The organism is Methylomagnum sp. (assembly GCF_054333355.1).
Window position 1 is genome coordinate 1 of the sequence record NZ_JBTEKS010000125.1, and the last position, 10,680, is coordinate 10,680.

Annotated in this window: 17 protein-coding genes; all 17 read right to left on the bottom strand. The window is 58.7% G+C overall.

Translation table 11 applies throughout. The features are described 5' to 3' along the window. The coding region (locus tag ACXWUF_RS11260) for a type II toxin-antitoxin system TacA family antitoxin (RefSeq protein ID WP_458494789.1) at positions 1 to 123 on the bottom strand (123 nt) is incomplete at its 3' end. Positions 124 to 228: 105 nt separating this feature from the next. Further along, positions 229 to 1,050, bottom strand: coding sequence for a dihydropteroate synthase (gene folP / locus ACXWUF_RS11265; protein ID WP_458494774.1), 822 nt, complete (start codon positions 1,048 to 1,050; stop codon positions 229 to 231). Positions 1,051 to 1,115: 65 nt separating this feature from the next. Continuing rightward, the gene (locus ACXWUF_RS11270) at positions 1,116 to 2,105 is read right to left on the bottom strand and encodes an MlaD family protein (protein ID WP_458494775.1); all 990 of its coding nucleotides are present in this window, start codon (positions 2,103 to 2,105) and stop codon (positions 1,116 to 1,118) included. An 11-nt stretch (positions 2,106 to 2,116) separates the two neighbouring features. Further along, positions 2,117 to 2,887, bottom strand: a complete 771-nt coding sequence (locus tag ACXWUF_RS11275) for an ABC transporter ATP-binding protein (RefSeq protein WP_458494776.1) — start codon at positions 2,885 to 2,887, stop codon at positions 2,117 to 2,119. 21 nt (positions 2,888 to 2,908) lie between these two features. Next, a complete protein-coding gene (locus tag ACXWUF_RS11280; protein WP_458494777.1) occupies positions 2,909 to 3,331 on the bottom strand; it encodes a type II toxin-antitoxin system VapC family toxin in 423 nt (140 codons plus the stop codon). Next, positions 3,328 to 3,579: a hypothetical protein gene (locus tag ACXWUF_RS11285; protein WP_458494778.1), complete on the bottom strand. Its 252-nt coding sequence runs from the start codon at positions 3,577 to 3,579 to the stop codon at positions 3,328 to 3,330. Before ACXWUF_RS11285 ends, ACXWUF_RS11280 begins: the two co-directional genes overlap by 4 nt. A gap of 42 nt (positions 3,580 to 3,621) precedes the next feature. Then, positions 3,622 to 4,749, bottom strand: a complete 1,128-nt coding sequence (locus ACXWUF_RS11290; RefSeq protein ID WP_458494779.1) for an MlaE family ABC transporter permease — start codon at positions 4,747 to 4,749, stop codon at positions 3,622 to 3,624. A gap of 163 nt (positions 4,750 to 4,912) precedes the next feature. Beyond that, on the bottom strand, positions 4,913 to 6,619 hold the full coding sequence (locus ACXWUF_RS11295) for a putative bifunctional diguanylate cyclase/phosphodiesterase (RefSeq protein WP_458494780.1): 1,707 nt from the start codon (positions 6,617 to 6,619) through the stop codon (positions 4,913 to 4,915). Between the two features lie 107 nt (positions 6,620 to 6,726). Continuing rightward, on the bottom strand, positions 6,727 to 7,587 hold the full coding sequence (locus ACXWUF_RS11300) for an NAD(P)-dependent oxidoreductase (protein ID WP_458494781.1): 861 nt from the start codon (positions 7,585 to 7,587) through the stop codon (positions 6,727 to 6,729). A gap of 84 nt (positions 7,588 to 7,671) precedes the next feature. Then, entirely contained in the window at positions 7,672 to 8,085 is a 414-nt protein-coding gene (locus ACXWUF_RS11305; RefSeq protein ID WP_458494782.1) for a hypothetical protein, read from the bottom strand. Between the two features lie 85 nt (positions 8,086 to 8,170). Next, positions 8,171 to 8,782, bottom strand: coding sequence for a Uma2 family endonuclease (locus tag ACXWUF_RS11310; RefSeq protein WP_458494783.1), 612 nt, complete (start codon positions 8,780 to 8,782; stop codon positions 8,171 to 8,173). A 113-nt stretch (positions 8,783 to 8,895) separates the two neighbouring features. Further along, entirely contained in the window at positions 8,896 to 9,237 is a 342-nt protein-coding gene (locus ACXWUF_RS11315; RefSeq protein WP_458494784.1) for a hypothetical protein, read from the bottom strand. Further along, positions 9,227 to 9,556 (bottom strand): type II toxin-antitoxin system PemK/MazF family toxin, encoded by a 330-nt coding sequence (locus ACXWUF_RS11320; protein ID WP_458494785.1) that lies wholly within the window; start codon positions 9,554 to 9,556, stop codon positions 9,227 to 9,229. The genes ACXWUF_RS11315 and ACXWUF_RS11320 overlap by 11 nt, the downstream gene beginning before the upstream one ends. Next, positions 9,534 to 9,737, bottom strand: coding sequence for a hypothetical protein (locus ACXWUF_RS11325; RefSeq protein WP_458494786.1), 204 nt, complete (start codon positions 9,735 to 9,737; stop codon positions 9,534 to 9,536). Before ACXWUF_RS11325 ends, ACXWUF_RS11320 begins: the two co-directional genes overlap by 23 nt. A gap of 59 nt (positions 9,738 to 9,796) precedes the next feature. After that, positions 9,797 to 10,135 (bottom strand): type II toxin-antitoxin system PemK/MazF family toxin, encoded by a 339-nt coding sequence (locus ACXWUF_RS11330; RefSeq protein ID WP_458494787.1) that lies wholly within the window; start codon positions 10,133 to 10,135, stop codon positions 9,797 to 9,799. After that, complete coding sequence (locus ACXWUF_RS11335) at positions 10,116 to 10,322, bottom strand: DUF2281 domain-containing protein (protein WP_458494788.1); 207 nt, start codon at positions 10,320 to 10,322, stop codon at positions 10,116 to 10,118. The genes ACXWUF_RS11330 and ACXWUF_RS11335 overlap by 20 nt, the downstream gene beginning before the upstream one ends. 19 nt (positions 10,323 to 10,341) lie before the next feature. Then, complete coding sequence (locus ACXWUF_RS11340; RefSeq protein WP_458494790.1) at positions 10,342 to 10,575, bottom strand: type II toxin-antitoxin system HicB family antitoxin; 234 nt, start codon at positions 10,573 to 10,575, stop codon at positions 10,342 to 10,344. Positions 10,576 to 10,680 lie beyond the last annotated feature (105 nt).

Consider the following 10,680-nt stretch of genomic DNA (forward strand, 5'->3'; position numbering starts at 1 on the left):
ATAAGCGTGTTGCAGCATGAAGGCGGACACGCTAGTGCCCATCAGCACGGCGGCGCGTTCGATCATGGCTTTGGCTTCGGGGCTGGTGCGGAGATTAATGCGGGTAGGATCATGAGAAGACATGGCGGCGAATCTCAATGACTGAAAATGGAAATTGTACGCCGATGTGACCCACAAAAACCCGGATTAATCGCTTGCTGAAAGCACCCATCCCAATCCCACCTTAACCTAAACCGCCCCACCAATCGCCGCAATCACATCCGCCGCCTGCCGGTTTTCCCGCACATCATGCACACGGAATATCCTAACCCCTTTCATCACCCCATAAGCCGTGGTTGCCACGGTAGCGCCCAGCAAACCCGTCGGCTCTGTCTCTCCACAAATGGCCCCCATGAAGCGCTTGCGGCTGGTGCCCAATAACACCGGGAAACCCAGGTGTGTGATTCGCTCCAGATGCGTCATCAATAAAAGATTATGCTGCCGCGTTTTCCCGAAACCGATACCTGGATCAAGGATGATATTTTCCGGCTTAATACCGGCGGCGATGGCGGCATCGGCACGGGACCGCAAAAACTCGCAAACCTCATCCACCACATCGGAATAGCTTGGGTTATCTTGCATGGTCTTAGGCGTGCCTTGCATGTGCATCAACACAATCCGCCCGCCCCACGCGGCGACAAAATCAAACATGTGAGGATCATTTCTTCCGGCGGATACGTCATTCACAATATCCGCGCCCGCTGCCACGGCGGCTTCCGCCACCGCTGTAAGCGTCGTATCCACACTGATAAGGCATTGGCGGGGTATCAACTCCCTAATCTTGCTAATAACCGGCACCACTCGTTTAATCTGCTCATCCGCACTGACCGGGTCCGAGCCAGGCCGGGTGGATTCCCCGCCAATGTCAATAATATCGGCCCCCTCATTGACCATATTTAAGGCGTGGCTAGCTGCTAAAAATAGCCCCTGAAATACCCCACCGTCCGAGAAGCTGTCCGGGGTCACATTCAATATTCCCATGATTAAATGGCGTTTTTCATTAGCATTCATGATAATTATCAAAAACGGGTTATCTAACTAACGCTTCAGCATTTTCCGGTACCGAATCCAAAAGGCTACTGCCCCTCCCGCCGTCCCGAAATCAACGCCTCCGGGTTCCGCTCCAAGGTCTCCGCCAAATGCCGCACCGACCGCGCCGCGCTCGCCAGTTCCCGCAATGCCGCGTTCAGTTCCGAATCCGGGCCGCCGAAACTCTCCACCGCCGCCAAACTTCCCCTGGCCTCAACCGCCGTCGTGCCAATCGCCGCCATGGTTTTCTCCGTAATGGCGAGCAGCGGCACCACCCGCTCATTCAGGCTCTTCACCAGGGCGTGGCTGTCCTGCACCGTGTCGTTCAGATTGCCGGTGACGGCATCGACCTTGCCGTCCATGTGCTGGATGAGCTTTTGTAGTTCTTCCAATGTACGATTCAAATTGGCGATGGCGGCGTCGGTCTCAGGTTTCGACAGCAATTGCTCGACCCGCCGTAACGAATTGCGGGTGGACTCCACGGTTTCCTTGAGCGGCAACTCGCGGAATTTCGCCACGGTGTCCTGCACGGTGTTTTCCAGTTCATCCCGCCCGGAGGCGATGGTCGGAATCTCCGGCAAACCCAGAACCGCCGCGCCCACCAACTGCACCGGCTTGTCCGGGTAGAAGTTCACGTCCACGAAAAGCTGTGAAGTCACCAAGCTCTGCATGGACAGCCGCGCCCGCAACCCCCGCTCGATCAACGTCGGCAAATCCAGGGCGCGGGCCGGTTGATGGTCTTCCCCGATGCTCACCACTTTGCGGAAATCCACCTGCATGACCACCGGCGTCAACACCCGGTTATGGGCCGTGTCGTATTGCACCAGGATGTCGGTCACGCGCCCGATGTTCACGCCTTTCAGCTTGACCAGGGCACCCACATTGAGACCATTGACCGAGCCTTGGAAATACGCCACGTACTGTTGCGCCGAGCCGAAGTAACGCCCGCCGCCGAAGGCCAGCACCAGGGCGACCGCCAGGGCCAGGGCGCCTAGCACGAACAGGCCGATCAGCCGGGTATTGGCGGGTTTGCTCATGGGTTCTTGTGTCAGGGGGAAGATGAAAAACTGGTTTCGCCCCGCGCCAGGAAATCCCGCACGGCGGGCTGGTCGGAATCCGCCGCGAGGTGGCGGGGATGGCCCCGGGCGAGGATGCTCTTCGACTCGGTGTCCAGGAAAATCGCGTCGGTGCCTATCCCTAAAATGCTGGCGAGGTCGTGGGTGACGATGACCACCGTGCTGCCCAGGCTGTCGCGGAGGTGCAGGATAAGCTCATCCAGCCGCCGGGCGCTCACCGGGTCCAGCCCGGCGGATGGCTCGTCGAACAGCAGGATTTCCGGGTCCAGCGCCATGGCCCGCGCCAAGGCCGCCCGTTTCTGCATTCCGCCGCTCAATTCCGCCGGGTAGAAGTCCTCGAATCCGGCCAGTCCCACCAAGGCCAGTTTCAGCGAGACCAATTCGGCGATTTCCCGGCGCGTCAGGCAGGTGTGTGCCGACAGGGGCAGGGCGATGTTCTCGGCCAGGGTCATGGCGCTCCATAGGGCGCCGCTTTGGTAGAGGATGCCCATGCGCCGCAACAGCCGGTCGCGCTCGGTTTCCGAGGCTTGCCATAGGTCATGGCCGTCGAACCGGACCTCGCCCACCGTTGGGGCTTGCAGGCCGATGAGGTGGCGGAGCAAGGTGCTTTTGCCGCAACCGCTGCCGCCCATGATGATGAAAATCTCCCCACGCCGCACGGCGAATTCGAGGCCACGCATCACCACGAAATCGCCGTAGGCCATGGTGAGGGCGGAGACTTGCAGGTGGGGCGTGGCGGTCATAATTGTTGGGACCGGAACCGCTCAGGCATCGGTCAGCAACAGGTTGGTGAAAGGCTCCCGGTTTTTCCAGCGGTATACGCCGAAGTCACGCCGGTCGGTGGAAAGAATGCGCCCATGTCCTAAATGTTCGGCCAGGATCACCAATGAAGCGTCGGCGAAGTCCATAGGTAGTGTGTGATAACGGCGCATGAGTTCGGCGGCGCGGGGGAAGTGGGAGTTGTCCATTTTGAAAATACGCACCAAGCCCCGCCCCTGAGCCTCCAGAAACGCCACGGGTTGTTCGCTTCCACAACGGACTTGAAGCAGATAGCAGGCTTCGGTAATCACCGGCAGGGTCGTGATGAGGGGTTCGGTAAGATTTCCTATGCATTGACGAGCAAGTTTGTGGTGGACATCGCGCCGATCAAACAAAGCCACCCATAATCCGGTGTCCGCGATAATCACTGGGATTGGCCCCAGAGGTGCTTTTTATAGTTTTCCGACAAATGGCCGTCGCCTTCCATGCAGCCTAATAGGCCATGTTCTTCCAGCAATCGCAGTATCTTCTGTCCCTCGGTTTCCGCTGGCGGTTCCTTATCTATGGCTTTCGCTATCATCTCCGAAACGAGGTCCGGCAACGGCTTGCCCGATTCTCGCTGAATTTCCAGCAAGCGCTCGGCGTGAATGTCATCCAATTCAGTTTCAATATGCATAGCTAGTTCTCCGCTTAAAACAAATCCCCACCCAATCTACCCTTACCGCTGATAAAGATTCAACGTCGTCACCATCAGCGTCAGCACCGCGTCCGACACCACGATGAACACAATCCCCGTCACCACTGCCGACGTGGTGGCAAGGCCCACCGCCGAGGAATTGCGCCCGCATTGCAGCCCACGCATACAGCCCGCAGCGGCGACCAACAGGCCGAACACGGCGCTTTTGCCCACGCCCACCTCGATGTCCACCAGTCGCAGCCGGTTCTCGATCTGGATGAAATACTCGGCAAACGAAATATCGAACAGGCCCGACGCCACCAGCGCCCCGCCGAACATGCCCAACACGTCGGCATAAATGCACAGGAACGGCGTCGCCACGAATAGCGCCAGCAAGCGCGGCAGCACCAGGAATTCCATGGGCGGGAAGCCCGAGGTTTTCAGGGCGTCGATCTCGTCGTTGACCCGCATCGAACCCAATTCCGCCGCGTAGGCCGCGCCCGTCCGGCCCGCCATGAGAATCGCCGTCATCATCGCGCCCATTTCGCGGGCCATGCCGAGGCCCACCAAGTCGGCGATGAAGATTTGCGCCCCGAACAGCTTGAGCTGCACCGCCCCGACGAAGGCGAGGATCATCCCGACCAGGACGCTGATGAGGCTGATGATGGGCAGCGCGTGCGGGCCGCATTCCTGCAACAGCCACCAAAAATCCCCGCCCCGGAACCGCGCCCGGCCCAGCAGCAACCGCCCGAACGCCAGCGTCGCCGCGCCAGTGAAGTCCGCCAGTTGCCGGGCGTCCTCCACACCGTTGAGGACGTAGCGGCCTAGCTCGGCGATGAAACCTTCCGGCGGGCTGGGGCGGGCGGCGTCTTGCCGTTCGGGGACGGCCTGGGCCAGTTCCAGCATTCCCCGCACGCCTTCGGGCAGGCCGCCGCGGTCGGCGGCGATGCCCCGGCCCTCGCAGGCGTTCAGCAGCTTGAGGAGGAAGGTGAGCAGGAGGCTGTCCCAGTCGGTCAGGCCGGTGCAGTCGAATCGGAGGGTTTGGATTTCAGGGGACTCGAAAAGCGTTTGATAGACCGGGGCGGGGTCGGGCAGCGTAGCGCCGACGGTCCAGGCACCAAATAGGCGAAGTTCCAGGCAGGTGGGGGCGGGGCGGGAGAGTTCTAGCATTGTTGCTCGCCCCCACGAGCCGGACGGGAAATATCTTGGTATTGAGCGTTTTCAATTCCCGTATACGGTTCAAACCCCCCAACCCCCCTTGTCAGGGGGGCTTTTCTCCCTTCCCTGATAAGGGGAGGGCTGGGGAGGGGGTTGCACACGGCGCGAGAACGCTCTAGCGCCATGGCCGCGCCTTGAACCGCAACGCCTCGTCCGCCGTCACCGGCGGGCTGTACAGATACCCCTGAATCTCATCGCAGCGCAGCAGCTTCAAGAACTTCAACTGCTCCGGCGTCTCCACCCCCTCCGCCGCGACTTTCAGATTCAAGGTGTGGGCCAGGGAAATGATGCTGCTGACGATGGACAGGCTGTCGGCGCTCTCGGTCATGTCGACGATGAACGAGCGGTCGATCTTCAGGCGGGTCAGCGGCAGGCGGGTGAGGTAGCTGAGGGAGGAATAGCCGGTGCCGAAGTCGTCCACGGTGATTTCCACGCCCATTTCCCGGATGGCGTGCAGCTTGCGGACGTTGTCCGCCACGTCGTGCATGATCGCGCTCTCGGTGATCTCCAATTCCAGATAGCCGCGCCGGTCGTCGCAGGCTTTGATGGCCGCTTCCATGTCGGCGACGAAGCTGCGCTGGCTCAGTTGCAAGGGCGAAATATTGACCGCGATGCAGGGCGGCGCGGGGTCTTGTTCCATCCAGCGCATATATTGGTCGCCCGCTTCCTCGATCATCCAGCGGCCCACGTCGAGGATCAGGCCGGTTTCTTCCAGGATGGGAATGATCTTGCCCGGCAGGACTAGGCCGTTGTCCGGGTCGCGCCAGCGCAGCAGGGCTTCGACGCCCGATAGGCGGTTATGCCAAAGGTCGAGCTTGGGCTGGTAATAGGCGATGAATTCCCGTTGCGCCGAGGCGCGGCGCAGCTTGTTTTCCACCCGCAGGAACTCGCCCGCGCCCTGGTTCATTTCTTCGGCGAAAAACAACAGCGGCTCACGGGCGTTCTGGGCGCCACGGTGGGCCAGTTCCGCGTTGTTCAGCAGGGTGGCGGCGTCGGTGCCGTCGGCGGGAAAGCAGGCGACGCCGACTTTCAGGCCGACCCGCAATTCCTGCCCGTCGTAGAGGATGGGCCGGGTCAGCGCGGGCAGCAGCGTGTCGTGGACGAAGCAGGCGATTTCACTCTCGGTGCCGGTGTCCGCCAGCACCAGGGCGAAGTCGTCGCCGCTGGTGCGGGCGAGGTTGGCCTTGGGCACCAGTTCGGCGAGGCGGGTGGCCAGTTCCCGCAAGAGTTGGTCGCCCGCTTGATAGGTCAGCGTGTCGTTGATGTGCTTGAAGCGGTCCACGTCGAACACCAGCACCGCGAAGGGCGCCCGGCTGTCGCGGCGGATCAGTTGCGACAGGCGGTCCAGGCACAGGGCGCGGCTGGCGAGTCCGGTGAGGAGATCGTACAGCGCCAGGGTATTGAGCCGGTCTTTCCGGTGCGCGGGGGATTCGATGGCGGTAATGAGTCCGTCGATGCGGGTGGTGTGTCCGGCGGCGTCGCGGAAGGGGTGGGCGCGGTCGCGGACCCAGCGGATTTGCCCGTCGGCGCGGACGATGCGGTATTCGAGGTCGAAGCGGGTGCCGTGGCTGGCGGCGGCAAGGGCGGATGACACTTTATCGCGGTCATCGGGGTGGATGACCTGTTGCCAGAGAACCGGGTTTTCGAGGAAGGCGGCAGGGGGATGGCCGTACAAGCGCTCCGCTGCCGCGCTGATGAAGAGTAAGCGGCTACCTTCGGGGGAGAGGGACCACAGTACGTCATCCAGGGAATCCAGGAGGCTTTGTGGGAGGTTGCTTTCCCGTGAAGTGCGCCAGTGATTTGGGACGGTTGTGGTGGTCATAGATGCGGCTAGCAAGGATTAGTGATGTAGGATGTGCCGACGAAGGAGGCGCCCAATCGCGATGCGATGCGCTTCGTTCCTCAGCGCATCCTACCGGGGGTTTGTGTTCATGTTTCTGGTCGTTTCAGCCGATACAGCGCCGAAATATCCTCATCCCCAAACCCCTCAGCCATCAGCCGCTCGTAATGTTCCAAGGTCATTTCGGCCACCGTCAAAGGCATACCCAATTCCTCCGCCATCGCCCGGCAAATCTTCAAATCCTTATGATGCAAAGCCAGTTTGAAACCCGGCGCGAAGGTGCCTTGAGTCATAGTCGGGCCGCGTTTTTCCAGGAACCAATTACCCGCCGCGCCGCCCGATACTACGTCGATGACCTTCGCCATGTCGAGGCCCAACCGGGCACCGAAGGCCAGCGCCTCGGTCACGGCCTCGTTGATCCCGGCGCACATGACTTGGTTCACCGCCTTGGCCGACTGGCCCATGCCGACCTCGCCCATGTGGACCACCCGCCGCCCCATGGCATCCAGCACGGGCCGGACCTTGTCCAGCGTTTCCGCCGCGCCGCCGACCATGATCGCCAGCGTGCCGTTCTTCGCGCCTTCCACGCCGCCGGTGACGGGCGCATCCAGGAAGTCCGCGCTTGTCTCTCTGACCAAGCGGGCGGCTTCCCGTGCGGTTTCGCGGCTGACCGTGGACAAATCGACCACCACGCTGCCCGGCTTCAATCCCGGCAGAATGCGGCGCACGACTTCCAGCACATCCGCGTCGGCGGACACGCAGACCAGCACCACGTCGGCCCGCTCGGCGACGTGGGCGGGGGAAGAGGAACAGGCCACGCCGAGTTCCGCCGCCAGGGTTTGCGCGGTGGCTTCGGTGCGGTTCCACACCGCCGCCAATAAGCCTTGTTTCGCGACATTCCGCGCCATGTGGGTGCCCATCGCGCCGAGTCCGATCATGCCTGTTTTCATGGTGGGGTTGCTCCGGGGATTTGGGAGATTTTCGGGAGGATTCCCGTTCCCACGGGGCGCGGGAACGGGATGGGGCGGGAGTCGTTACTGCGGGTTTTGAGCGCAGGTCGCGGAGGCGGCGTTACCCATCATCACGATGTCGATGGGGATTTCATTCTTACCGAGAAAATGCACGGCTTCGGCCTTGCTCAGGCGCTTTGAAATGGCTTTCGCCATGCACTCGCACACGGCCCCGGCCACTTGGTCATTTTTAACCGGGCTATCCGGGTTGTCTTGCTGGCCTTTGACGCACATCTCGGTGTATTTCTTCTCAAACTTTTGATGTTCGGTTTCGGTGACGCTTGAGCTAGATGCGGCGGGGGCTGAGGCGGCGGGCTTGGATTCGGCGGCTTTTGGGGCGGGGGTTTCGTTGCCGCCGCAGCCGGTGGCGAGTAGGCCGATCATGCTTACGGCCAGCCAGAAGGCGGGTTTGGAGAGTTGGATGGATGGGACTTTCATTGGGCTTAATTGCTCCTGTGTGGTTGTGGTTAAGAAAGCGTTAGTAATATCTGCTCGTTCCCACGGTGCCTGTGGGGACAAGACATTAGTCTCGAAATTCATCAGTGGCGTCTATATCCGTGGGTGGATGTTCCCAAACCTTGTGATAGACCTCGCTCAACACGAGCGCCGCGTCGATGGCCTCCAGCCGCACCGCCGCAGCCATTCCTTCCGAGACGGTGAGCAGCCAGCCCTCCGACTGCCGGGCAAATCGCTCGATACGCGGTTGGTCTTGGCTGACCAGGATGTATTCCAGCAAAGAAGGAATGCGCTGGTATTCGGCGAATTTCCGCCCTCGGTCGGTGGCTTCGGTGGAGGGTGAGAGGATTTCAATAATGAGGGTGGGATTCAGCAGGGTATCGGCATGCTGGTCTTCAAATTCAGGCTTGCCGCAAACAACAGCGATGTCGGGGTAGCGATAGCTGCGAGCTTTGGCGGCTTTGACTCGCATGTCCGAAATAAAGGCTTCGCAGGGCCGGTCCCTCAATAGGTTGCGGAGTTCGCCCGCGATGTTGAACGCAATGAGACCGTGTTCTCGGCTTGCTCCGGTCATAGCGTAAATGTGCCCGTCGACGTACTCGCTTTTGTATTCAGCGGCGCGTTCAAGGGCGAGGTATTCGGCGGGGGAGTAAACATATTCGGCTAGGACAGCGTTCATAGATATTCTCCTCGTGGGTGGGGTTTGGAAATTTAGACCTAATTCCTACAGCACATTAGATACCCTTACATCTCATTCCCACGGCGCTTGCGAGAGTACACCATAAAACTGATTCACTCAGTTTGTTTCGCCTTGGGTTTAACCCTTATTTTCGGTGCCGATGCATCGAATAAATGATGCTGCACCGAGCTATCGTAATCGGATGGATTGAATAAGAATGCCGGGCGCTTAACAGCGAGGTAAACCAGAAAAAATCCCGCGACGAAAACGTAGGCTATCAGCCCGAAAGACATGGAGGCTATCAAAAGATAGCGGGTCCAGTGGTCGATGCCGGTGGTTGCTAAAAGTGAGGCGGATAGGGCTGTTTCTATCCAGATCAAATAAAGCCCTACTTCTTTGATAATGTGCCTTTCTAACATGGTCAGTTTAACCCGATATGCGGCTTCAAAGTCCAAGCCAGAGCTTCAATGAGGCATTTAATCTGGCAGAGTCGGACAAAGATATGCGACCGACCTGCTTTATTACTAAGTTTTCTTCCATAGTGAAAATGCCCCGCTTCACTGCCGATTTTACGTTTAATCCAGCGGACTGCCAGTCATTCAACACGAATTCTCCGGGCATTAGCGATGCTGTTTGACTTGTCAGAGGAACGAGAAAAACATCGCTAGATGGATGCTTGGCACCGATGATAACAGCGGGCCGAATTTTGAAGCCGGATAAATCGGTGAACGGATAGCGGACGAGGATAATATTACCGGGTGAGTAATTGCTCATATATGTCGTCCGCCGGGTTATTCCATATTTTATCTAAAGCGCTTTGGCTGACGCCTAGCCAGAAATCTTTATCATCTGGGACGTTGAAAGTCACTAAGACTTCGGTGCCTTCCGGTATTTCGACGGGGTTTAAAAGCTCTACGCGGCCTTGTTTGATGATGGCTCTGGCGGTGTTTAACATGGCTGGCTCCTATAAATTAATTTCGCTCGTTCCCGCGTTTCCCGTGAGAACGAACAATCTTATTGACGAATACATCCCAAGTTCTGGCAAACTTCTCGATGTATCCGCAAAAATGAGTTGGGCTTAAGGCGACCGAGTAATGCCACAGCGTTGTTTTTGTTAAGGAAAAATAAGCGGGTCGAGCGCACCCAGCTTTGGCTGGGTAATTTGCCTGCCGAAAAGTCTGCGGCAAGAATGGCCATATTGTCGTTATGACCTGATTGCGAAGTTATTGCCACGGCCAAAAAGTCACCGAAGAAATCGATTTCGGTTAATACGAGTACCGGGCGGCGTTTCCATTGGCTAAGGTCGGAAAATGGGAATGGAATCAGAACCACATCACAGCGTTTCGGCGTCATTCCAAACCTCGTCGGCCTCATTATCCCAGATGTGGCGCATTACCACTTCCTGCGCGTTCTGTAGATCGAGCATTTCTGCCCGGTCATTGGCTTTGGTTTGTAGGTATTCAATGAAATGCAGCGCTTCCAGGGCTAGGTGTTCTGGAAGGGGTTTGGCGGCGGAGTAGATTTGTTCGGCGATGGTCATGGTAAAACCCCAATAGGAATTAAGCGCGGATTTCGACAAATTCGCCCCGCGAGTGCGGCATGGGAATAGCGCGTCCGCCTTCTCGAATATCCTCAAGATGAAATTCAACGGCTTCTCGAATAAGTTCCATCACTTCTTCCCGAGATTCTCCTACGGCAATACAACCGGGAAGATCGGGCACGTAAGCGCCAAAACTGGTTGGGCCTTCTTCGATAACTACTAGAGTTGTATCCGATGCTAAGCCACTGATGATGAAGAGATTTTATGGTTCCATAGCCCCGCAGAGAGTGAAAAAAAGTAATCCACGAAGTCATCCAGGTGGTTCCTTATCCGGTGCGTCAGGCAGTGAAAGCCTTTC